Raw genomic sequence first — 20,852 nt, 5'->3', positions numbered from 1 at the left:
TCACCATGAGCGGAATCCTCGAGGGCAAGCGCATCCTCGTCACCGGCGTGCTGATGGAGTCCTCCATCGCCTTCCACGTCGCCAAGCTGGCCCAGGAGCAGGGCGCGGAGGTCATCCTCACCGCGTGGCCGCGGCCCACCCTGACCGAGCGCATCGCCAAGAAGCTGCCCAAGCCGGTCAAGGTCATCGAGCTGGACGTCACCAACGACGAGCACCTCGGCCGCCTGGAGCAGCTGGTCCGCGACGAGCTCGGCGGCCTCGACGGCGTCGTCCACTCCATCGGCTTCGCCCCGCAGGACGCCCTCGGCGGCAACTTCCTCAACACCCCGTTCGAGTCGGTCGCCACCGCCATGCACGTCTCGGCGTTCTCGCTGAAGTCGCTGACCATGGCCTGCAAGCCGCTGTTCCCGGCGGAGGGCGCGGCCGTCGTCGGCCTCACCTTCGACGCGCAGTTCGCCTGGCCGCAGTACGACTGGATGGGCCCGGCCAAGGCCGCCCTGGAGGCGACCAGCCGCTACCTCGCCCGCGACCTGGGCAAGGAGAACATCCGCTGCAACCTGGTCTCGGCCGGTCCCCTCGGCTCGATGGCCGCGAAGTCCATCCCGGGCTTCGGCGAGCTGGCGGACACCTGGAACCACCGCTCCATGCTGGAGTGGGACATGAGCGACCCGGAGCCGGCGGGCCGCGGCGTCGTGGCGCTGCTGTCGGACTGGTTCCCGAAGACCACGGGCGAGATCGTCCACGTGGACGGCGGTCTGCACGCGATGGGTGCCTGACCGGCCCGGTACGTCCGTACGGCGGCGGCCGCGTCCTCCCACCCGGGAGGCGCGGCCGCCGCCGTTTTGCGCTGCCCGGCGGAAGGGCCCCGCGGCGGCCCCTGCCTCCCACCCGATCGAAACCCGATCAAATGTGCGCCCCGCGACGGGATCTTCCCGAGTCGAAAAGCGGGACCAAAGCCTGCAAACTGACCGGGTCGGGATCTTCCCGGCCGGTGCGGGGAGGAGGTACGGCAGTGGGCACGAGGCCGAGCCGGGCGGTGTCGCTGCTCGTCACCTCCGTGGTCCTGACGGGCCTGCTGATGCCGGGGGCCGTCGCGCAGCCCGACGGCGAGCCGGCGTTCGGCCCCGAGGCGGGGGCCCCGGTCGTCGTGGACCTGGCCGAGATCCCCGTCGAGCCGCCTGTACCGCCCTCGCCCGCCGTGTCCCCGGACCTGTTCGGCGCGGACTGCGAGACCGTCATCGAGGGCTCGCAGGTGCTGGCCAACTGCCACAACGGCTATCCGGAGACCGACCTGGTCCGGCTGCACGTGGAGTGCGACCGCTGGTGGGACCTGGACGCCGACGCCGCCCCGGTGCCGGTGGGCCCGGCCGGGCGGGTCGAGCTCACCGGCCGCTGCTGGAAGGAGGTCCGCTCGGCCTGGGTCACCCACCAGCGGCCGTGACGAGCCCGCACCGGCGCCCGTGACGAGCCCGCACCCCAGGCGGTGACCGGGCGCCGCTACCGCCTGCCGAGGCAGGCGAAGGGGTAGCCCGCGGCCTCCGAGGCGGCCGCGTCCCCGTCCCCGCGCCGGATCGCCTCGATCAGCCGGGCGTGGTCCAGGTGCGCCGCCGCGTCCAGGTCCGTACCGACGTCCGTGCGCAGCCACTCGGCCACCAGGTCGCCGAGGTCCGCGTACAGCTCGATCAGCACCTCGTTGTGCGAGGCCGCCACCACCGCCATGTGCAGGGCCACGTCCGCGGCGACGAACACCTCCGCGTCCCCGCCGGCCCAGGCCTCCTCGCGGCGCGCCAGCAGCGCGTCCAGCTGGGCGACGTCCCGCTCGGTGCGCCGCTCCGCCGCCAGCCGGGCCGCGGAGGACTCCAGCGTCGAGCGGAGCTCGGCGATGTGCCGGGGGTCGGCGCCCGCGAAGCGGCGGTGCATCACGCCGGCCAGCTCGCTCGTGGCGAGGACGTACGTGCCCGAGCCCTGCCGGATGTCGAGGAGCCCGTTGTGCGCGAGCGCCCGGACGGCCTCGCGCACGGTGTTGCGGGCGACGCCCAGCAGCTCCACCAGCTCCGGCTCGGTCGGGATGCGGGAGCCCACCGGCCATTCGCCGGAGGTGATCTGGTTCCTGAGCTGCGCGATCACCTGGTCGACCAGGGCGGACCGGCGGGGGGAGGTCAGCGGCATACGGACAGGATCCCATCGCGCAATGGACAGTCAATCATCCCATGATTCTATGATGGGTGAATGTCCGACGAAGAGACCCCCACCCCGACCCTGAACCGGCCCCCCGCCGCGCACCCGGCCGTGCCGGGCCCCCGCCCTGCCTCCCCCGCGCCGGCGCCCGCCCCGCCCGCATGGCTCGGACCGGTCCTCGTCGTCGGCATCGTCCTCGCCGCCCTCAACCTGCGGCCCGCCATCACCAGCCTCGGCGCCCTCTTCGAGGAGGTCCGCGACGGCCTCGGCATGAGCGGCACCGTCGCCGGAGTGATCACCTCCGTCCCGGCCCTGTGCTTCGCCGTCTTCGGCGTCACCGCACCCCGCCTCTCCCGCCGCTTCGGCCCCGCCGCCGTCGTCTGCGCCGGCATGGCCGCCGTCGCCGCCGGCCTGCTGATCCGGCCCTTCACGCACGGCGCCGCCGGCTTCCTCGCCGCCAGCGCCCTGTCCCTGGCGGGCATCGCACTGACCAACGTGCTGCTCCCGGTGATCGTCAAGCGCTGGTTCCCCGACCGCGTGGGCACCATGACCGGCCTCTACTCCATGGCCCTGGCCGTCGGCACCTCCCTCGCCGCCGCCGCGACCGTCCCGCTGACCTCCGCCCTCGGCGGCAGCTGGCGCACCGGGCTGCTGGTCTGGGCCGTCCTCGCCGTGGCCGCCGTCGCGCCCTGGCTGCCCGTCGCCGTGTCCGTACGCCGCGAGCAGCGCGCCGGCGGGGCCGGCGGTGGCGGCGCGTCGACGGACGGCACCGCTGCCGCCGAAGCCGCACCCGCCGGCGCCGCACCGGCCGCAGGTCCCTCTGTCGTCCGCAGTCGCACCGCCTGGGCCCTCGCCGGCTACTTCGGCCTCCAGGCGACCGGCGCCTACATCACCATGGGCTGGCTGCCGCAGATCTTCCGCGACGCCGGTGTCTCCGCCTCCACCGCGGGCGTCCTGCTCGCGGTCACCATGGTCATGGGCGTTCCGCTGGCCTTCGTCATCCCCAACCTGGCGGGCCGGATGCGCCACCAGGGCGCCATCGCCGCCGGCCTCGGCGTCTTCGGCCTCGTCGGCTACAGCGGCCTCCACTTCGCGCCCGCGGCCGGCGCCTGGGCCTGGGCCCTCCTGCTCGGCATCTCCAACTGCGCCTTCCCGCTCGCCATCACCATGATCGGCCTGCGGGCGCGGACCCCCGGCGGCGTCGTCAGGCTCTCCGCCTTCGCCCAGAGCATCGGCTACCTCGTCTCCATCCCCGGCCCGCTCCTCATCGGCGCCCTCTACCAGCACAGCGGCGGCTGGGACCTCCCGTTGACCCTGATGACCTGCCTGCTCGTCCCACAGATCGCCCTCGGCGTCCTCGCCGGCCGGGACCGCACGATCGAGGACGAAAGGGGCGTGCGAGACTGAGGCACATGTCGCCCGTACTCGAACCCAACCCCCGGAACGGCCGCAGGAAGCTCGGCCTCGTGCTCGGCACCATGCTCGTCGTCAGCGTGATCATCGCCGTGATCGCGACGGTCGCCTCCCCCTGACCCCTCCCACGGCGGCCGACCCCGAGGGTGGGGTTGTCCCCACCCACCCCTAGGGGGCCTGGTTCAGGGTCTTCTGGGGTGTGCCCCGGATGGGAACCACCCCTTCGGATCCCTAGATTCGAAGGAGCTAGTCCGACCCACCCGAGCACCCCACGGAGGCGGCCATGTCGGCCCCCACGCACACCCCCGCACCCCGAGCCCTCGGCGCGAACGCCCGGCTGCACTGGTGGGCGCTGGCCCTGCCCGCCCTCGCCTTCGGACTGCTCCTGCTGCTGCTCGCCGGATCCGGCCAGGCCCAGGCCCACTCCGGGGCCACGTCCTCGCTCGTGCAGGTCACCGAACAGCTCCTGAACGCCGCAGGCTGATCCCGAGCCGACCCCGAGCCGATCCGAGCCGGTCCCGAGCTGCGCCCGGGCGCGCCCCGGGCCCGCGCCGCGAGCCTCCCCCGACCCCCTGCGCCCCTCCCCCCGATCCGTGCGAAGCTGGGAGCCATGAGCGCCGACACACCCCGCAGGATCGTCCTCCTCCGGCACGCCAAGGCCGACTGGCCGCAGGTCGCCGACCACGACCGCCCCCTGGCGGAACGCGGCCGCAAGGACGCACCGGCCGTCGGTCTGAAGCTGGCCCAGACCGGCATCGCCTTCGACCTGGCCCTCTGCTCCACCGCAGCCCGCACGCGCGAGACCTGGAAGCTCGCCGTCCAGGCGCTGCCGCACCGCCCGAAGACCTCGTACGAGGAGCGGCTCTACGACGCCTCGCTCGGCGAGCTCATCGCCCTCCTCAACGAGACGTCCGACGAGGTCCAGGACCTCCTCGTCATCGGTCACAACCCCGGCATGCACGCCCTCGCCGACGCCCTCTCCGGGCGCGCGGAGGGCGACACCCTGGCCCGGATGAGCCGGACCGGCTTCCCGACCGCGGCCCTGGCGATCGTCTCGTTCACCGGCTCCTGGAAGACCCTGGAACACGGGGTCGGCACCCTGGTCGACTACTGGACGCCCAAGGAGCACTGACCGGCCCCGCGCCGCCCGCGGCGCACGGACAACGGGGACGGGCCCCGGGCGGTCGATCCGCCGGGGCCCGTCCTTCCGGTGTCGGGAGGGGACAGCTCAGGTCAGACCGGCCGCCTCGACCTCCTCGCGGGTGATCCCCAGCAGGTACAGCACCGTGTCCAGGAACGGCACGTTCACCGCGGTGTGCGCGGCCTCGCGGACCACCGGCTTGGCGTTGAAGGCCACGCCCAGCCCGGCCGCGTTCAGCATGTCCAGGTCGTTGGCCCCGTCGCCGATGGCCACCGTCTGCTCCAGCGGTACGCCCGCCTCCGCCGCGAAGCGGCGCAGCAGCCGGGCCTTGCCCGCCCGGTCCACGATGTCGCCGGTGACCCGGCCCGTCAGCTTGCCGTCGACGATCTCCAGGGTGTTGGCCGAGGCGAAGTCCAGCCCCAGCCGCTCCTGCAGATCGTCCGTGACCTGCGTGAACCCGCCGGAGACCACACCCACCTGGTAGCCCAGCTGTTTCAGGGTCCGGATCAGGGTGCGGGCGCCCGGCGTCAGGCGCACCTCCGCGCGGACCTTGTCCACCACGGACGCGTCGAGCCCTTCCAGCAGGGCCACGCGCGCGTGCAGCGACTGCTCGAAGTCCAGCTCGCCGCGCATCGCGCGCTCGGTCACCTCGGCGACCTCGGCCTCGCAGCCCGCGTGCGCCGCGAACAGCTCGATGACCTCGTCCTGGATCAGGGTGGAGTCCACGTCCATGACGACCAGGCGCTGCGCCCGGCGGTGCAGGCCGGCCGAGACCACGGCCACGTCGACGCCGATGTGCGCGGCGGCGGTGGCCAGGGCGGTGCGCAGCGGCTCGGTCTCACAGCCGGAGACGGCGAACTCCACCGCCGTCACCGGGTACTTCGCGAGGCGGAAGATGCGGTCGATGTTGCCGCCGGTGGCGGTGATCCGGGCGGCGATCGCCGCCGTGGACTCGGCGGTCAGCGGGTGCCCGAGGACGGTGACGTGGGAGCGGCCGCTGCCGCGCGGCCGGTTGTCACCGGTGCCGGAGAGGATCTCGGCCTGCATCTTGAGCGACTCGGCCCAGCTGTGGACGGTGGCCCGCAGCTCGCCCTCGGCGCCGCCGGCCGGTCGGGTGACGAGGGCGCACAGGACGATGCGGCCGCGGGTGACGACCTGCTCGATGTCGACGACGTCGACGGAGTAGGCGGCGAGGGTGTCGAACAGCCCGGCGGTGATCCCGGGACGGTCCTTGCCGAAGATCTTGACGAGGAGGGTGGGGACGTCGGAGGTCTGCGAAGCGCTCATGGTGCTCTCACCGTATCTTCCCACCCTCCGCAGGCCGACCCCCGTCCCACCCACCGGGACCACCGCGCCCCGGCGGCCCGGCCCGAGGGCCGGGGGAGGCGGCGTCGAAGGCGGCGGGCCGAACGGCGCACGCGCCGGCGGCCGCCCCGGCCTCGGCCGCGCAGCTGGCGGCCCGCCGCGGAGGTGGCCCGCCCGTGCACCGCCGCGGTCAGCCCTGCGGAACCCCGGGTCCAGGCCCCGGTCGACGGCGCCCTCAGCAGCGCGGCCCCCGCACCCGCTCGGGCCGGTCACCGCCCGCGGCCGTCCATACCGCTGCGGCGAACGCCGCCACCACCCCCAGCAGCACCGCCACCACCGCGGGCCGCAGCCGGGCGCACACCGTCGGCCTGCGCCGGCACGAGCGGCCGGCGCGGGTGCCACCGAGAACCCGACCACTGTGCGGAGCCCACCCCACCCCGCCCCTTCCCGCAGTACCGATCAGCGGCTCCGCCGCGGGCGTGGCCTGCGGCCCCGGCCCCCGCCCGCCTCAATCGCCGGCGCGGCTCAAAGATCGGGGCTCCGCCCCGGACCCCGCGCCTCAAACGCGGGCGAGGCTGGATGAATCCAGCCCGCGGCGTTTGAGCGCACCGGGCGCGAAGCGCCCGGAACCGGGTCCGGGCGGAGCCCGCCACGCGGCGGAGCCGCACATGCGGCACAGCGGGAAGGGCCAGGGAGGGGAACGGATCCGCGCAGCGGGGGTGAAGGGTCAGGCCTTGCCCGTTGGGGGCTTGCGGCTGCCGGCGCGGTACGAAGCGGGGTGGGGGAGAGGCTCCGCGCAGCCGTACCCCCGGCGGTACCCCCGGCGGTACCCCCGGGCGGTACCCCCGGCGGTGCCCGGCCGGCGTCCCCGGTCGCGGGCAGCGCGAGCGCCACGGCGGCCGGGGCCACTGCGGCGAGGGGCCCGCCGGCGGCCGCCGCACCGGAAACGATCACGTTTCCCCAACGAATGCGGCGCATGCGATGCCCCCGACGCGTGCCGTGAGCGCGCCGTACGGGAGCGGGATCCACCGGCGAGAAGTCCCGTATCGCACTCTCCGGGTGGCTTTCGACCCCGTCAACGGGCAGGCGTAGCCGCCCCGGCAAGGCCCCGATTCCACATGTGGGCGCAGGCCTGAAATAGTTCCCCCGGATGTTAGCCATCCCTAGACTCCCTGGCGTCGGACTCCCTGACGGCCAGGGGGATTCTCGGGGGACCTAAGTGGGGCTGGAGTGCCGGAACTCGTACTGGAATTGAACGGAAGGACCTGGACGCTCGATCCGTCCAGGTCGTACTCGCTGGGGCGCGACCCCCAGGGAGACGTCGTGATCGATGACGCCCGGGTGTCCTGGCGCCATGCCACCATCGCCTGGAACGGCCGGGGTTGGGGCATCGAGGACCACGGCAGCACCAACGGCACGTACGTGCACGGTGCGAGGGTCCAGCAGACGGAGCTCGTGCCCGGCACGCCCGTCCACCTGGGCAATGCGACCGACGGCCCGCGGCTGAATCTGAGCGTCGCCGGCGCAGCGCAGCACGCGCACGGTGTGCCGCACCAGGCCGCGCCGCAGCAGCAGGCGCCGGCGTACCAGGCTCCGGCCCAGGCGCAGGCGCCCGCCTACCAGGCGCCGGTGCAGGGTCAGGCTCCGGCCTACCAGCCGCCGGCCCAGCAGCCGCAGCAGGGCTGGCCGCAGCAGCACCAGCCGCAGCCCCAGCACCAGCAGCCGCAGTTCCCGCACCAGCAGGGCGCCGCCGCACCCGCGGCCCAGCCCGGCTACGGCGGCGACCGCAGCCCGACGACGTTCCACCAGATCGCCGTCGGCCGCGTCATGCGCATCGGTCGTGCCCTGGACAACGAGCTCGTCGTCTCCGACCTCCAGGTCTCGCGCCACCACGCGGAGTTCCGCTCCACCGGCGGCCGCTTCGAGATCCACGACCTCGGCAGCCACAACGGCACGTACGTCAACGGCCAGCCGCTGCCCAAGTCCGGGACCGCGCAGCTCGGCCCGAACGACATCGTCGGCGTCGGCCACTCCACGTTCCGGATCGTCGGCGACCGCCTGGAGGAGTTCGTCGACTCCGGCGACGTCTCCTTCTCGGCCCGCCACCTCACGGTCACGGTCGACGGCGGCAAGCAGATCCTGAAGGACGTCACCTTCGGCGTCCCGGAGAAGTCGCTGATCGGCGTCATCGGCCCCTCCGGCTCCGGCAAGTCGACGCTGCTCAAGGCGCTGACCGGCTACCGGCCCGCCGACCAGGGCGAGGTCCTGTACGACAACCGCAACCTGTACAAGCAGTTCGCGGAGCTCCGCCAGCGCATCGGCCTGGTCCCGCAGGACGACATCCTGCACAAGGAGCTCAAGGTCCAGACGGCCCTGAAGTACGCGGCCAAGCTCCGCTTCCCGGGCGACACCGCCGAGTCCGAGCGCGCCGCCCGCATCGACGAGGTCCTGCGCGAGCTCAAGCTCGACATCCACAAGGACAAGAAGATCACCGCGCTCTCGGGCGGTCAGCGCAAGCGTGTGTCCGTGGCCCTGGAGCTGCTCACCAAGCCGTCGCTGATCTTCCTGGACGAGCCGACCTCCGGCCTCGACCCGGGCATGGACCGCGACGTCATGCAGCTGCTGCGCGGCCTCGCCGACGACGGCCGCACGGTCCTGGTGGTCACCCACTCCGTCGCCGAGCTGTCGCTGTGCGACAAGCTGCTGGTGATGGCGCCGGGCGGCTCGGTCGCGTACTTCGGTCCGCCGGACGAGGCGCTGAACTTCTTCGGCTACAGCACGTGGGCCGACGTCTTCTCGGCGTTCGAGAACTACCGCGACTACGACTGGGCCGGCCGCTGGAAGGGCTCGCAGCACTACCAGCTGTACGCCGCCGACCTCGACGCGGTCGCCCCGCAGCAGGTCGCGATGCAGCCGCAGCAGATGATCCCGACGAAGGCGCAGGGCTGGGGCGACCAGCTGTGGACGCTGATGCGCCGCTACCTGTCGGTCATCGCCTCGGACAGGGGCTTCCTGGCCCTCATGGTGATCATGCCCGCGGTCATCGGCATCGTCTCCACGGTGATCCCGGCGAAGTTCGGCCTGGCGCCGCCGACGCCGCCGAGCCGCTTCAACGGCGACGCCGGCACGATCATGCTGATCCTCGCGGTCGGCATGTGCTTCTCCGGTTCCGCCAATTCGGTCCGTGAGTTGATCAAGGAGCGGGTCATCTACGAGCGGGAACGCGCGACGGGCCTGTCCCGTTCGGCGTACCTGATGTCGAAGGTGATCGTCCTCGGCGTCATCACCGCCTTCCAGAGCGTGATCATGTGCGCGATCGCCTTCACCCCGCGCAAGCTCCCCGTCGAGGGCGTGTTCACGGACCCGGCCACCGAGCTCTGCATCTCGGTGATCGCGCTCGGCCTCACCTCGATGATGTTCGGCCTGGTGATCTCCGCGCTGGTGAAGACCGCCGAGAAGACCATGCCGCTGCTGGTCATGTTCGCGATCGTCCAGGTCGTGTTCACGGGCCTGCTGTTCCAGATCTACGACAAGCCCGGCCTGGAGCAGTTCGCGTGGCTGATGCCGTCGCGCTGGGCCATCGCCGCCGCCGGTACGACCCTGAACCTCGGCAAGCTGATGGCGCCGTTCGACCAGCAGCACCCGGAGAACACCGACCCGCTGTGGGACGCCACGGCCGGCCAGTGGACGCTGAACGTCATCGTCCTGCTCGCCCTCGGCATCGCCTGCGGCTTCGCGGTCCAGCGCCTGCTGCGCCGCCACGAGCCCGAGGTCATGCGCAACTAGCAGGACCGGCCCCGCACGGTCCCGCACCCCAAACGCCTCAGGGCGGCACCCCCGGATCCGGGTGCCGCCCTGAGGCGTACGAAGAGGCTGCTCGCCAGAGGCCTAGTAGGCGCTGTTGACGTTGTCGATCGAGCCGTAGCGGTCGGCGGCGTAGTTGGCCGCGGCGACGATGTTGGCGACCGGGTGGTACTGGTCCAGCGGCGTGCCGGGGACGTGGTACGCGAGGAAGGTCGGCTTGATGATCTGCAGCAGGCCGATCGAGGGGACGCCGTTCTTGGCGTTGATGTCCCACAGGTTGATCGCCCGCGGGTTGCCGCTCGACTCGCGCATGATGTTCTTGTACAGGCCGTTGTAGGTGCCCGGGATCTTGTGTGCCTTCATGATCGCGAGCGACTCCTTGATCCAGCCGTCAAGGTTGTTCGCGTACACGGGCTTGCGGGCGGCCGAGCGGCTGGCGGCCGCCTTCGCCTCGCGGGCCTTCTTCGCGGCGGCTGCGGCCTCGGCCTCGGCCTTGGCCTTCGCGGCGGCGGCCGCGTCCTGGGCGCGGGAGGCGGCGATGGTCTGCTGGGCGACGAGGCCGACCTGCGCGGTCTGGGCCTGCGTACCGTCCACGACCTGGGTCCAGGCCGCGGGGGCGGCGACAGCGGCCTCGGCGGTGCCGGAGTTGCCGGTGGCGGCCGGGACGACGGTGGCGGCCAGGGCGGCGGCGCCCATGGTGGCGGCGGCGACGAACATCTTGTGCGTCTTGGTCAGACGACGGAGCTTGCCGGGTATGCCGGTTTCGTACATGCGTAGCCACCTCTTCGAATCGCGGGAGCCGCAGGAAAGCGCCGCGATGATCCGGGATCCGCGGCGCCGTGCGACGGGAGCAATTCTTAGCGGGGGCAAAAACGGCTGGCAAAGGTGTGACGTACGAAGCCGCTTAGTGGATCACGGCCCCTCAGCAAACCTGGGATTGCGGCCCCCGGACCCGGAAGACCAGCGCTGACGCAGCCTTCACGCGCGTACTAGGCCCCTTCGTAAGTGACCTGGGTCCTATGCGCGGGCTCACATCGGCCACGTAACGGTTTCACCATCGGTTGCCGCTGCAATGCAATCCGTCATCGGATATCCACCTCAGGTATGAGGAAACCGCCCCGACCCCTCCTCCCCAGGGCGGGCATCCGTCCGCCGACCCCCTCCTCCGGCACGACCCCGCACCGCCCCCGCCCGCCGCGCCACCGCCCGATTCCGCAGGTCACAGCCGCGAGTACGGTGATCCCATGGACAACGGACCCGGCCGCGGCCTCGCCGCCGTGAGCACTGCGCTGCTCGCCATGAGCCGCCGGCTCGAGGTGCGCGACGTCCTGCGCACGATCGTCGCCTCGGCCCGCGAACTGCTCGACGCCCGCTACGCCGCCCTCGGCGTCCCGGACGACCACGGGGGCTTCGCCCAGTTCGTCGTCGACGGCATCAGCGAGGAGCAGTGGCGCCGCATCGGCCCGCTGCCCCGCCAGCACGGCATCCTCGCCGCGATGCTCCACCAGGACGGCGCCGAGCGGCTGGCCGACGTACGCAAGGACCCCCGCTTCGAGGGCTGGCCCGCCGCCCACCCCGAGATGTCCGACTTCCTCGGCCGGCCCATCCGCGACGGCGAGGAGACCCTCGGCGCGCTCTTCCTCGCCAACAAGAACGGCCCCGGCGGCTTCACCGAGGAGGACGAGGAGCTCCTCGCCCTCCTCGCCCAGCACGCCGCCATCGCCCTGACCAACGCCCGCCTCTACGAGCGCAGCCGCGAACTGACCATCGCCGAGGAGCGCTCCCGCCTGGCCCACGAGCTGCACGACGCCGTCAGTCAGAAGCTGTTCTCCCTGCGGCTGACCGCCCAGGCGGCCGCCGCCCTCGTCGACCGCGACCCGGCCCGCGCCAAGGACGAGCTCCAGCAGGTCGCCGCGCTCGCCGCCGAGGCCGCCGACGAACTGCGCGCCGCCGTGACCGAGCTGCGGCCCGCCGGGCTCGACGAGGACGGCCTCGTCGCCACCCTCCGCGACCAGGTCCGCGTCCTGGACCGCGCCCACACCGCACACGTCACCTTCACCTGCGCCGGGATACGGGCCCTGCCCGCCGCGCAGGAGGAGGCCCTGCTCCGCGTCGCCCAGGAGGCCCTCCACAACGCCCTGCGCCACTCCGGCGCAGACCGGGTCGAGGTCGTCCTCGCCCGCCGCGGCGCCGGAGCCGCCCTGACCGTCGCCGACAACGGCCGCGGCTTCGATCCCGGCGCGGTCCGCGCGGCCGGCCGCCACCTGGGCCTGGTCTCCATGCGCGACCGCGCGAGCGGAGCCGGAGGCCGCCTCACCGTGCACTCGGAGCCCGGCACGGGCACCACGATCGAGATGGAGGTCCCCGGTGGCTGACATGCCCGACCGGAGCCGAAGCCGCACCGGCACCAGCCCCAGCACCACTCCCGGCAGCAACCGCCACCGCATTCACGTCCTGCTCGTCGACGACCACCAGGTCGTCCGGCGCGGCCTGCGCACCTTCCTGGAGGTCCAGGACGACATCGAGGTCGTCGGCGAGGCCGCCGACGGGGCCGAGGGCGCCGCCCGCGCCGAGGAGCTGCGGCCCGACGTCATCCTCATGGACATCACCATGCCCGGCACCGACGGCATCGAGGCCCTGCGCCGGCTGCGCGCACAGGCGAACCCCGCACGCGTACTCATCGTCACCAGCTTCACCGAGCAGCGCACCGTCGTCCCCGCCCTGCGGGCCGGCGCGGCGGGATACGTCTACAAGGACATCGACCCCGACGCCCTCGCCGCGGCCATCCGCTCCGTCCACGCCGGGCACGTCCTGCTCCAGCCGGAGGTGGCCGAGGCGCTGCTGTCCCAGGAGGAGCAGCCGGCCACCGGCCGCGGCGGCTCCCTGACCGACCGGGAGCAGGAGGTCCTCTCCCTCATCGCCGACGGCCGCTCCAACCGGGAGATCGCCCGCGCTCTCGTGCTGTCCGAGAAGACCGTCAAGACCCACGTCTCGAACATCCTGATGAAACTGGACCTCGCGGACCGCACCCAGGCGGCGCTGTGGGCCGTCCGGAACGGCGCCGGCTGACCGCGCCCGCTCCGTTACGGAATTCATACTGTCGGGTGGATGTCGCCCACACGGCGTATCCCCCGCGCCGGGCGGACGTTCTCCATGGCGTGCCGCGGCGGACGGCCGCGGCAGACGCTCGGGAGGACGAGATCGTGAAGAACACCAAGAAGGCCACTGCCATCACCCTGATCGCGGGCGGCCTCCTTGCCGCGGGAGCCGGCGTCTCCTCGGCCCACGGCAGCGGCGCCTCGGCCTGCGGCGAGGCGGCGGGCTCGCCCGGCGTGGCCTCCGGGAACCTGGTCCAGGCCCCCGTGGACATCCCCGTGAACGTGGTCGGCAACACCGTCACCGTCGTCGGCCTGCTGAACGGCGTCTGGGGCAACACGGGCGTCAACCACTGACGCACAGCCCCCGCCCCCGGCCCTGCCTCCCCCACTCTCCCCGGGAGGCAGGGCCGCAGCCGTCCCGGCCCGCGGTCAGCCCCGCTCCCGCTCCTCCACCGCAGCGTTGTACGCGGCGACCAGCGCACGCCGCGCCACCCGCTCCACCGGACGCAGCGCCTCCGCCCGCGCCGCCATCTCCGACGCCGCCACCGCACCCCCGTGCCCGCGCTCGTACGCCATCGACACCAGCAGGTCCACCCGCTGCGCCAGCGCCAGCACCCGCACCGCCCGCGCCGGGTACCCCGGGGCCAGCACCTCCCGCCCGGCCTCCGCCCGCGCCCGGTACGCCGACAGCGCGGCCTCCGCCACCGGCCCCGACGCCGCCACGTCCAGCCGCGTCAGCACCACCGTCGCCTCCCGCACCGCCTCGGCCAGCTCCCGCTCCGCCTCGCCGAGCGAGGGCACGTCCGCCGGCGGCGCCTCCCGCACCGGCAGGCAGTGCCACACCACCTCCACGTGCACGTCACCCGTCGGCCCGGCCTCGCGGACCTCCGGCACCAGACCCAGCGCCGCCCCCACCGCGATCACCGCCTCCTCGGCCTCCAGCGCCCGCGCATTGAACTCCGGCGGCCCGCTCAGCCCCAGCGGATGCCCCGGCGCCGGCAGCGCCACCCGCAGCCCGCTCACCCCGAGCGCCCGCAGCCGCCCCAGCGCCAGCGTCAGCCCCACCGGAGCCGGCTCGCCCGGCAGCCCCTCCACCCGGTGCACGGCATCCGCGCCCACGATCGACAGCACGGCCTCGTCGGGCGAGACCAGACCGGCCAGCAGCGCGTTCCCCCAGGCGGCCAGCCGCCCTGAACGTGGTTCGAAAAGCATCCCCCCACTCTACGGACCGGCCCGGATCCGGCCCCGCTGCCGTCCTGGCGCCCGGACCGCTCGCCGAGTGGCGTAGGTTTTCCTCTGGGGCTGCGCCGCCTACCGGTGCACAGACGAACCGACACTGCAAGGGGAGACAACGCGCTCATGAGCGATGTACTGGAGCTTGAGGACGTATCCGTGGTCCGCGAGGGCCGGGCTCTGGTGGACCAGGTCTCCTGGTCGGTCAAGGAAGGGGAGCGCTGGGTCATCCTCGGCCCCAACGGCGCCGGGAAGACCACCCTGCTCAACGTCGCCTCCAGCTACCTCTTCCCCACCAAGGGCACCGCCACCATCCTCGGCAGCACCCTCGGCAAGCCCGGTGTCGATGTATTCGAGCTGCGACCCCGCATCGGCATGGCCGGCATCGCCATGGCCGACAAGCTCCCCAAGCGCCAGACCGTCCTGGAGACCGTCCTCACCGCCGCCTACGGCATGACGGCCACCTGGCAGGAGGAGTACGAGGAGGTCGACGAGCAGCGTGCCCGCGCCTTCCTCGACCGCCTCGGCATGACCGAGTACCTCGACCGGAAGTTCGGCACCCTCTCCGAGGGCGAGCGCAAGCGCACCCTGATCGCCCGCGCCCTGATGACCGACCCCGAGCTGCTCCTCCTCGACGAGCCCGCCGCCGGCCTCGACCTCGGCGGCCGCGAGGACCTCGTACGCCGGCTCGGCCGGCTCGCCCGCGACCCGCTCGCGCCCTCCATGGCCATGGTCACCCACCATGTCGAGGAGATCGCCCCCGGCTTCACCCACGTCCTGATGATCCGCCAGGGCAAGGTCGTCACCGCCGGCCCCATCGACCTCGAACTCACCTCCCGCAACCTCTCCCTCTGCTTCGGCCTCCCGCTCATCGTCGAGCAGAACGGCGACCGCTGGACCGCCCAGGGCCTGCCCCTGCGCTGAGCCCTGCCCGGCGACCGCACCCTGTCCCGACCGCGCCCGCCCGACCTACCATGACCATGTGAACATCGACGCGTGGGTGTGGTGGCTCATCGGCGCGGTCGGACTGGGCATCCCCCTCGTCCTGACCGCCATGCCGGAGTTCGGCATGTTCGCCGTCGGCGCGGTCGCGGCCGCCGTCACCGCGGCCTTCGGCGGGGGAACCGTCGCCCAGGTCCTGGTCTTCGTCATCGTGTCGGTCGCGCTCACGGCCGTCGTCCGCTCGATCGCCAACCACCACCGCGACCAGTGGCCCCAACACCGCACCGGCATCGACGCGTTGAGAGGCAGAACCGCCCTCGTCCTCGAACGGGTCGACGGCAGCGGAGGCCGCATCAAACTCGCGGGCGAGATCTGGTCCGCCCGCGCCCTCGACGCCGACTGCAGCTTCGAACCGGGCCAGCAGGTGGACGTAGTCGAGATCGACGGAGCCACCGCCGTCGTCATGTGAGCCAAGGAGCCGACCCGCGGCCCCGGGGTCTGCGAGACTCCGCTTCAACGGGGCAGCAAAGACAGCCGGAAAGGCACGGGGAACCGCATGCAACCGATCATCATCGTCCTGATCATCCTGGTGGTTCTGGTCTTCATCGCCCTGGTCAAGACGATCCAGGTGATCCCGCAGGCCAGCGCCGCCATCGTCGAACGATTCGGCCGCTACACCCGCACCCTCAACGCGGGCCTCAACATCGTCGTCCCGTTCATCGACTCCATCCGCAACCGCATCGACCTGCGCGAGCAGGTCGTGCCGTTCCCGCCGCAACCGGTCATCACCCAGGACAACCTGGTCGTCAACATCGACACCGTCATCTATTACCAGGTGACCGACGCCCGCGCCGCGACGTACGAGGTCGCCAGCTACATCCAGGCCATCGAGCAGCTCACCGTCACCACACTGCGCAACATCATCGGCGGCATGGACCTGGAGCGGACCCTGACCTCCCGCGAGGAGATCAACGCAGCCCTGCGCGGCGTGCTCGACGAGGCCACCGGCAAGTGGGGCATCCGCGTCAACCGCGTCGAGCTCAAGGCCATCGACCCGCCGACCTCCATCCAGGACTCGATGGAGAAGCAGATGCGCGCCGACCGCGACAAGCGCGCCTCCATCCTGCAGGCCGAGGGCGTCCGGCAGTCGGAGATCCTCAAGGCGGAGGGCGAGAAGCAGTCCGCGATCCTGCGCGCCGAGGGTGAGGCCAAGGCCGCCGCCCTCAAGGCCGAAGGCGAGGCGCAGGCCATCCGCACCGTCTTCGAGTCCATCCACGCCGGCGACGCCGACCAGAAGCTCCTCGCCTACCAGTACCTCCAGATGCTCCCGAAGATCGCCGAAGGCGACGCCAACAAGCTCTGGATCGTCCCCAGCGAGATCGGCGACGCGCTCAAGGGCCTCTCCGGCGCCATGGGCAACTTCGGCCCCATGAGCGGAGGATCGGGCTTCAACCCGCTCAACTCCGCCAAGTCCACCGGCAACAACGGCAACAACAACGGAAACAACGGCAACAACGGGACCAACGGCGGGGACCGCCGCGAGCAGCCCCCGATCGACTGACCCCCGAGCACGGACGGCCCGTCCCCTCCTGCATGATCAGTGAGGCCCCTCGACCTTCATGGCGGGGAGGCGTCTCACTCATGCAAAGGGGATGGCCCGGTCCATGTCCACGTTCATGTCGTTCATGCCGTCAATGTCGTCCATGTCGATGTCCCCCTGGGAAGCAGCCGCGGTGTTCGCCGCCGGCATCGGCGCCGGCACCATCAACACCATCGTCGGCTCAGGCACCCTCATCACCTTCCCGGTCCTGCTCGCCACCGGACTCAGCCCGGTCACGGCCAACGTCTCCAACACCCTCGGCCTCGTACCCGGCTCCCTCAGCGGGGCCTTCGGCTACCGCAAGGAGCTCCGCGGCCAGCGCGCCCGCATCCTCCGCCTCGGCGCCGTCTCCCTCATCGGCGGATTCGCCGGCGCCGTCCTGCTCCTCACCCTGCCCTCGGACTCCTTCGACACGATCGTCCCCGTCCTCATCGGACTCGCCCTCGTGCTCGTCGTCCTCCAGCCCCGCCTCGCAGCCGCCCTGCGCGGCCGCCAGGAAGCCGCCGGCACCGACACCGCCCACCCCGACGGCGGAACGCCCCTGCTCGCCGGCATGCTGCTCTCCAGCGCGTACGGAGGCTACTTCGGCGCCGCCCAGGGCGTGCTCTACCTCGGCCTCATGGGCCTGCTGCTCCACGAGGACCTGCAGCGCATCAACGCCGTCAAGAACGTGATCGCCGCCCTCGTCAACGGGATCGCCGCCGTCGTCTTCCTCTTCGTCGCCGACTTCGACTGGACGGCCGTCATCCTCATCGCCGTCGGCTCGACCCTGGGCGGCCAGATCGGCGCCAAGGTGGGCCGCCGCCTCCCGCCGACCGCCCTGCGCGCCGTCATCGTCGCCGTCGGCACCCTCGCCATCGTCCAACTCCTGCTGCGCTGACCGGCGCCCCCTCACACACATGACGACGTCCCGCCCCCTCGAAGGAAGGGGACGGGACGTCGTCACACGCACACAGCAGCTCTACGCCGACGGCGCCAGCCACTCCGGCAGTGCCTCCCGCTCCTCGGTAGCGAGACCGAACAGCATCGCATCCGTGGGCGTCGGCACGAAGGGCCTGCGCAGCAGCGGCATCCCCGCCTGCTCCGGCGTCCGGTCCGCCTTGCGGTGGTTGTCCTCCGCGCAGGAGGCCACCGTGTTCAGCCACGTGTCACCGCCGCCCTGCGCCCGCGGCACCACGTGGTCCACCGTCGTCGCGCGTTTCCCGCAGTACGCGCACCGGTGCTGGTCACGCACCAGCACCCCCCGCCGCGACCACGGGGCATGTCTTCGGAACGGAACCCGCACGTACCGGCACAACCGGATCACCCGCGGCACCGGCAACTCCACCGCCTGAGCACGGACACGCAGTTCGGGATGCGACTGTTCGACGACCGCCTTGTCCTGGAGCACCAGGACCACAGCCCGGTTCAACGTCACCGTCGACAGCGGCTCGAAGCTCGCATTCAGCACCAGCGTGTCCCGCATCTCGCCCACCTCCCGTGCGCAGGCCCGCGACCACCCTGGCTGCAGGGCCCGCACCCACTCTGGCCGCGCGCGCCACGCGGGACAACGCAATAAAAATGCCCGGCCCTGGTCGCCTTTAGACCAGGACCGGGCAAACGGAAAGCGAACGATCAGCCCGCGGGCGCCTCGTACTCACCGATCAGCTGCGCCCGACCCAGCGTGTGGAAGCGCAGGTTGAACCCGACCGCCGCAGGCGTCGCGTCCGCACCCGGACCCAGCTTCTCCTGGTCCACCGCGTACACCGTGAACACGTACCGGTGCCGCTCCCCGGCCGGCGGGGCAGCCCCGCCGAAGTCCCTCGTGCCGTAGTCGTTGCGCACGTGCACCGCCCCGGCGGGCAGGCCCTCGAACTTCCCGCTGCCCGCCCCGGCCGGCAACTCCGTGACCGAAGCGGGCAGGTCGAACAGCACCCAGTGCCAGAACCCGCTGCCCGTCGGCGCATCCGGGTCGAAGCAGGTCACCGCGAAGCTCTTCGTGCCCTCCGGGAACCCCTCCCACCGCAGGTGCGGCGAGACGTTCCCGCCCTCCAGGACCTGGGCGTCACCCAAGTCCGCACCGGGCTGCAGGTCGGCACTCTCCACCGAGAACGCGTGGACCTCCGGATGGAAGTCGTGCGGAAGGGGCGCCCTCTTCTGCTCGGCCACAGCTGAACCTCCTGATCGCGAACCGGTGCCGGACGGCCCCGGCACCGGCCCCGAGCCTAGAACCAGTTGCGCTGCGAACCCACCGAAGCGATCCACTGGTTGAGGTAGGCGGCCCAGTCGGTGCCCTCGTACGAGTGCAGCCCCACCTGGAAGCAGCGGTACGTGTCGCTGCCCTCGGTGAACAGACCCGACTTCTTGTCCATCTCCAGCACCACGTCCATCTCGCGGCCGTCCGCGATGAACGTCAGCTCCACCTGGTTCAGACCGCGGTACTGCGACGGCGGCAGGAACTCGATCTCCTGGTAGAACGGCAGCGACTGCCGCGTGCCGCGGATGTGCCCCCGCTCCATGTCCGCACTGCGGAACGAGAAGCCGAGGCGGCGGAACGCGTCCAGGATCGCCTGCTGCGCCGGCAGCGGGTGGACGTTGATCGGGTCGAGGTCGCCGGCGTCCACCGCACGCGCGATCTCCAGCTCGGTGCTCACCCCGATGTTCATCCCGTGCAGGTGGTGACCCTCGAAGTGCGTGATCGGGGTCTCCCAGGGGATCTCCAGACCGAACGGCACCACGTGCAGGGCGCCGGGCTGCACCTTGAAGGCGCCGCCGAGCCGCTGCTTGGTGAAGACGATGTCCTGCTTGTACTCCTGGTCGCCGCCCTCCACCTCGACCCGGGCCTGGAGGCCGACGTTCAGCCCCTCGATCTGCTGCTCCACGGACCCGCCCTGGATGCGGACCTCGCCCTGGACGATGCCACCGGGCACCACGTTCGGCTCGGTGATGATCGTGTCCACGGAAGCACCACCGGCACCCAGCGCGGCGAACAGCTTCTTGAACCCCATTCCTGACTCCCCTTGAAGGCTCGTGCGACTACCCCTTACATACGCGGAACCTTAGGGCCCGGTTGCAGGAGGACGCGTTCCACTACGCTCGACCGGATGAGCGCGCGCACCGACCGTACGCCCCTGCCCCGGTCCTTCTTCGACCGACCGGTCCTCACCGTGGCCCCGGACCTCCTCGGCCGCATCCTGGTCCGGCGCACTCCCGAGGGCCCCATGGAACTGCGCATCACGGAGGTGGAGGCGTACGAGGGCGAGGCCGACCCCGGCTCCCACGCCTACCGCGGCCGCACCCAGCGCAACGCATCGATGTTCGGTCCGCCCGGACACGCGTACGTCTACTTCATCTACGGCATGTGGTTCAGCCTCAACCTGGTGTGCGGTCCGCCGGGCCACGCGAGCGGTGTCCTGCTGCGGGCGGGCGAGATCACGGTGGGCGCCGAGCTGGCCCGCAAACGTCGACTTTCGGCCAGAAGCAACAAGGAACTCGCCAAAGGCCCGGCCCGTCTGGCGACCGCCCTGGCCGTGGACCGCGCCCTGGACGGCACCGACCTCTGCGCGGGCCCCGATTCCCCGCTGTCCCTGCTGGCCGGCACCCCCACCCCGCGCGACCTGGTCAGCAACGGCCCCCGCACGGGAGTCGGCGGCGCCGGCGCCGGGCACCCCTACCGCTACTGGATCACACACGACCCGACGGTGAGCCCGTACCGCGCCCATGCGCCGCGCCGCCGTTCAACTTGACTCGCCCTTGGCAGACGCCTAACGTATCCCGAGCCGCTGGAACGGGTCACTGTCATCGACAGCCCCCGCAGCGGCCAACCCACCACCTACGACTTACCCCCTGACGGGGTCGAATTCGGCATGCCCGAATTCGAATCCGGCGGCTCGATTATGAGTTGCGGAGGGCAAGCGCTAAAGTGGTGGAACGCCGAAAGGGAAACGCGAAAGCGGGAACCGGAAAGCGAAACCCGCTTCGACCGGGAATCGGACACGAAAGAGTCTGATAGAGTCGGAAACGAAGAACGAAAGCCCGGAGGAAAGCCCGAGAGGGTGAGTACGAAGGAAGCGTCCGTTCCTTGAGAACTCAACAGCGTGCCAAAAATCAACGCCAGAAGTTGATACCCCGTCCACTTCGGTGGATGAGGTTCCTTTGA

General features: G+C 71.9%; 22 protein-coding genes. 15 read left to right on the top strand and 7 right to left on the bottom strand.

Features of this window, described 5'->3' with window-relative positions; all coding sequences use genetic code 11:
• Window positions 1-5 precede the first annotated feature (5 nt).
• Both fabI and AB0F11_RS11500 read left to right on the top strand, forming a co-directional pair.
• Entirely contained in the window at window positions 6-776 is a 771-nt protein-coding gene (fabI, locus tag AB0F11_RS11505) for an enoyl-ACP reductase FabI (RefSeq protein WP_114057006.1), read from the top strand.
• A 236-nt stretch (window positions 777-1,012) separates the two neighbouring features.
• A complete protein-coding gene (locus AB0F11_RS11500) occupies window positions 1,013-1,441 on the top strand; it encodes a hypothetical protein (RefSeq protein WP_362170893.1) in 429 nt (142 codons plus the stop codon).
• A gap of 56 nt (window positions 1,442-1,497) precedes the next feature.
• Here the strand turns inward: AB0F11_RS11500 and AB0F11_RS11495 are convergent, their stop codons facing one another.
• Window positions 1,498-2,169 (bottom strand): FadR/GntR family transcriptional regulator, encoded by a 672-nt coding sequence (locus tag AB0F11_RS11495; protein WP_362170889.1) that lies wholly within the window; start codon window positions 2,167-2,169, stop codon window positions 1,498-1,500.
• A gap of 60 nt (window positions 2,170-2,229) precedes the next feature.
• Here AB0F11_RS11495 and AB0F11_RS11490 point away from each other — a divergent pair, with 60 nt between their 5' ends.
• From AB0F11_RS11490 to AB0F11_RS11475, 4 genes are all read left to right on the top strand, one after another.
• Window positions 2,230-3,585, top strand: a complete 1,356-nt coding sequence (locus tag AB0F11_RS11490) for an MFS transporter (protein WP_362170886.1) — start codon at window positions 2,230-2,232, stop codon at window positions 3,583-3,585.
• A 5-nt stretch (window positions 3,586-3,590) separates the two neighbouring features.
• Entirely contained in the window at window positions 3,591-3,710 is a 120-nt protein-coding gene (locus AB0F11_RS11485; RefSeq protein WP_362170883.1) for an SGM_5486 family transporter-associated protein, read from the top strand.
• A gap of 164 nt (window positions 3,711-3,874) precedes the next feature.
• Entirely contained in the window at window positions 3,875-4,075 is a 201-nt protein-coding gene (locus AB0F11_RS11480) for a hypothetical protein (RefSeq protein WP_362170880.1), read from the top strand.
• A 126-nt stretch (window positions 4,076-4,201) separates the two neighbouring features.
• A complete protein-coding gene (locus AB0F11_RS11475; RefSeq protein WP_362170877.1) occupies window positions 4,202-4,723 on the top strand; it encodes a histidine phosphatase family protein in 522 nt (173 codons plus the stop codon).
• Between the two features lie 96 nt (window positions 4,724-4,819).
• Here AB0F11_RS11475 and serB read toward each other — a convergent pair whose 3' ends face one another.
• Window positions 4,820-6,019: a phosphoserine phosphatase SerB gene (gene serB / locus AB0F11_RS11470; protein WP_362170874.1), complete on the bottom strand. Its 1,200-nt coding sequence runs from the start codon at window positions 6,017-6,019 to the stop codon at window positions 4,820-4,822.
• Window positions 6,020-7,267: 1,248 nt separating this feature from the next.
• Here serB and AB0F11_RS11465 point away from each other — a divergent pair.
• Window positions 7,268-9,823: an FHA domain-containing protein gene (locus tag AB0F11_RS11465; protein ID WP_362170871.1), complete on the top strand. Its 2,556-nt coding sequence runs from the start codon at window positions 7,268-7,270 to the stop codon at window positions 9,821-9,823.
• 102 nt (window positions 9,824-9,925) lie between these two features.
• Here AB0F11_RS11465 and AB0F11_RS11460 read toward each other — a convergent pair whose 3' ends face one another.
• Window positions 9,926-10,612: a transglycosylase SLT domain-containing protein gene (locus tag AB0F11_RS11460; protein WP_362170868.1), complete on the bottom strand. Its 687-nt coding sequence runs from the start codon at window positions 10,610-10,612 to the stop codon at window positions 9,926-9,928.
• 473 nt (window positions 10,613-11,085) lie between these two features.
• Between AB0F11_RS11460 and AB0F11_RS11455 the strand changes: the two genes are divergently transcribed.
• The 3 genes from AB0F11_RS11455 (at window position 11,086) to AB0F11_RS11445 (ending at window position 13,293) form a co-directional block, all read left to right on the top strand.
• Window positions 11,086-12,216: a GAF domain-containing sensor histidine kinase gene (locus AB0F11_RS11455; protein ID WP_362170866.1), complete on the top strand. Its 1,131-nt coding sequence runs from the start codon at window positions 11,086-11,088 to the stop codon at window positions 12,214-12,216.
• A 1-nt stretch (window position 12,217) separates the two neighbouring features.
• The gene (locus AB0F11_RS11450; protein WP_362171192.1) at window positions 12,218-12,910 is read left to right on the top strand and encodes a response regulator transcription factor; all 693 of its coding nucleotides are present in this window, start codon (window positions 12,218-12,220) and stop codon (window positions 12,908-12,910) included.
• Between the two features lie 134 nt (window positions 12,911-13,044).
• On the top strand, window positions 13,045-13,293 hold the full coding sequence (locus tag AB0F11_RS11445) for a chaplin (protein ID WP_362170863.1): 249 nt from the start codon (window positions 13,045-13,047) through the stop codon (window positions 13,291-13,293).
• Between the two features lie 75 nt (window positions 13,294-13,368).
• On the opposite strand, the gene AB0F11_RS11440 is transcribed toward AB0F11_RS11445, so the two are convergent.
• Entirely contained in the window at window positions 13,369-14,151 is a 783-nt protein-coding gene (locus tag AB0F11_RS11440; RefSeq protein WP_362170860.1) for a hypothetical protein, read from the bottom strand.
• 147 nt (window positions 14,152-14,298) lie between these two features.
• Here AB0F11_RS11440 and AB0F11_RS11435 point away from each other — a divergent pair, with 147 nt between their 5' ends.
• The 4 genes from AB0F11_RS11435 to AB0F11_RS11420 all read left to right on the top strand — a co-directional run bounded on the left by AB0F11_RS11435 (window position 14,299) and on the right by AB0F11_RS11420 (window position 17,594).
• A complete protein-coding gene (locus AB0F11_RS11435) occupies window positions 14,299-15,096 on the top strand; it encodes an ABC transporter ATP-binding protein (RefSeq protein ID WP_362170857.1) in 798 nt (265 codons plus the stop codon).
• Between the two features lie 58 nt (window positions 15,097-15,154).
• A complete protein-coding gene (locus tag AB0F11_RS11430; protein WP_362170854.1) occupies window positions 15,155-15,583 on the top strand; it encodes an NfeD family protein in 429 nt (142 codons plus the stop codon).
• Between the two features lie 87 nt (window positions 15,584-15,670).
• Window positions 15,671-16,675 (top strand): SPFH domain-containing protein, encoded by a 1,005-nt coding sequence (locus AB0F11_RS11425; RefSeq protein WP_362170851.1) that lies wholly within the window; start codon window positions 15,671-15,673, stop codon window positions 16,673-16,675.
• Between the two features lie 148 nt (window positions 16,676-16,823).
• Window positions 16,824-17,594: a sulfite exporter TauE/SafE family protein gene (locus AB0F11_RS11420; RefSeq protein WP_362171190.1), complete on the top strand. Its 771-nt coding sequence runs from the start codon at window positions 16,824-16,826 to the stop codon at window positions 17,592-17,594.
• An 81-nt stretch (window positions 17,595-17,675) separates the two neighbouring features.
• On the opposite strand, the gene AB0F11_RS11415 is transcribed toward AB0F11_RS11420, so the two are convergent.
• The 3 genes from AB0F11_RS11415 to AB0F11_RS11405 all read right to left on the bottom strand — a co-directional run bounded on the left by AB0F11_RS11415 (window position 17,676) and on the right by AB0F11_RS11405 (window position 19,701).
• On the bottom strand, window positions 17,676-18,179 hold the full coding sequence (locus AB0F11_RS11415; protein ID WP_362170848.1) for an HNH endonuclease: 504 nt from the start codon (window positions 18,177-18,179) through the stop codon (window positions 17,676-17,678).
• A 149-nt stretch (window positions 18,180-18,328) separates the two neighbouring features.
• On the bottom strand, window positions 18,329-18,862 hold the full coding sequence (locus tag AB0F11_RS11410; RefSeq protein WP_362170845.1) for a YbhB/YbcL family Raf kinase inhibitor-like protein: 534 nt from the start codon (window positions 18,860-18,862) through the stop codon (window positions 18,329-18,331).
• A 56-nt stretch (window positions 18,863-18,918) separates the two neighbouring features.
• Complete coding sequence (locus AB0F11_RS11405) at window positions 18,919-19,701, bottom strand: sporulation protein (RefSeq protein ID WP_361915889.1); 783 nt, start codon at window positions 19,699-19,701, stop codon at window positions 18,919-18,921.
• Window positions 19,702-19,797: 96 nt separating this feature from the next.
• On the opposite strand from AB0F11_RS11405, the gene AB0F11_RS11400 reads away from it, so the two are divergent.
• Complete coding sequence (locus AB0F11_RS11400; RefSeq protein WP_362170842.1) at window positions 19,798-20,439, top strand: DNA-3-methyladenine glycosylase; 642 nt, start codon at window positions 19,798-19,800, stop codon at window positions 20,437-20,439.
• Window positions 20,440-20,852 lie beyond the last annotated feature (413 nt).

The sequence above is a fragment of the Streptomyces sp. NPDC032472 genome (assembly GCF_040636955.1).
Taxonomy (GTDB): domain Bacteria; phylum Actinomycetota; class Actinomycetes; order Streptomycetales; family Streptomycetaceae; genus Streptomyces.
The sequence above is the reverse complement of the archived record's forward strand: the minus strand, read 5'-3'. Positions and strand labels throughout refer to the sequence as shown.

Excerpts from the sequence above, each read along its gene's own strand:
- AB0F11_RS11415 (WP_362170848.1), bottom strand. The coding sequence starts at position 18,179 with ATGCGGGACACGCTGGTGCTGAATGCGAGCTTCGAGCCGCTGTCGACG.
- AB0F11_RS11490 (WP_362170886.1), top strand. The coding sequence starts at position 2,230 with ATGTCCGACGAAGAGACCCCCACCCCGACCCTGAACCGGCCCCCCGCC.
- AB0F11_RS11420 (WP_362171190.1), top strand. The coding sequence starts at position 16,824 with ATGTCCCCCTGGGAAGCAGCCGCGGTGTTCGCCGCCGGCATCGGCGCC.
- AB0F11_RS11455 (WP_362170866.1), top strand. The coding sequence starts at position 11,086 with ATGGACAACGGACCCGGCCGCGGCCTCGCCGCCGTGAGCACTGCGCTG.
- AB0F11_RS11495 (WP_362170889.1), bottom strand. The coding sequence starts at position 2,169 with ATGCCGCTGACCTCCCCCCGCCGGTCCGCCCTGGTCGACCAGGTGATC.
- AB0F11_RS11400 (WP_362170842.1), top strand. The coding sequence starts at position 19,798 with ATGAGCGCGCGCACCGACCGTACGCCCCTGCCCCGGTCCTTCTTCGAC.
- AB0F11_RS11475 (WP_362170877.1), top strand. The coding sequence starts at position 4,202 with ATGAGCGCCGACACACCCCGCAGGATCGTCCTCCTCCGGCACGCCAAG.
- AB0F11_RS11450 (WP_362171192.1), top strand. The coding sequence starts at position 12,218 with ATGCCCGACCGGAGCCGAAGCCGCACCGGCACCAGCCCCAGCACCACT.
- AB0F11_RS11480 (WP_362170880.1), top strand. The coding sequence starts at position 3,875 with ATGTCGGCCCCCACGCACACCCCCGCACCCCGAGCCCTCGGCGCGAAC.
- AB0F11_RS11440 (WP_362170860.1), bottom strand. The coding sequence starts at position 14,151 with ATGCTTTTCGAACCACGTTCAGGGCGGCTGGCCGCCTGGGGGAACGCG.
- AB0F11_RS11435 (WP_362170857.1), top strand. The coding sequence starts at position 14,299 with ATGAGCGATGTACTGGAGCTTGAGGACGTATCCGTGGTCCGCGAGGGC.
- serB (WP_362170874.1), bottom strand. The coding sequence starts at position 6,019 with ATGAGCGCTTCGCAGACCTCCGACGTCCCCACCCTCCTCGTCAAGATC.
- AB0F11_RS11485 (WP_362170883.1), top strand. The coding sequence starts at position 3,591 with ATGTCGCCCGTACTCGAACCCAACCCCCGGAACGGCCGCAGGAAGCTC.
- fabI (WP_114057006.1), top strand. The coding sequence starts at position 6 with ATGAGCGGAATCCTCGAGGGCAAGCGCATCCTCGTCACCGGCGTGCTG.
- AB0F11_RS11425 (WP_362170851.1), top strand. The coding sequence starts at position 15,671 with ATGCAACCGATCATCATCGTCCTGATCATCCTGGTGGTTCTGGTCTTC.
- AB0F11_RS11460 (WP_362170868.1), bottom strand. The coding sequence starts at position 10,612 with ATGTACGAAACCGGCATACCCGGCAAGCTCCGTCGTCTGACCAAGACG.
- AB0F11_RS11405 (WP_361915889.1), bottom strand. The coding sequence starts at position 19,701 with ATGGGGTTCAAGAAGCTGTTCGCCGCGCTGGGTGCCGGTGGTGCTTCC.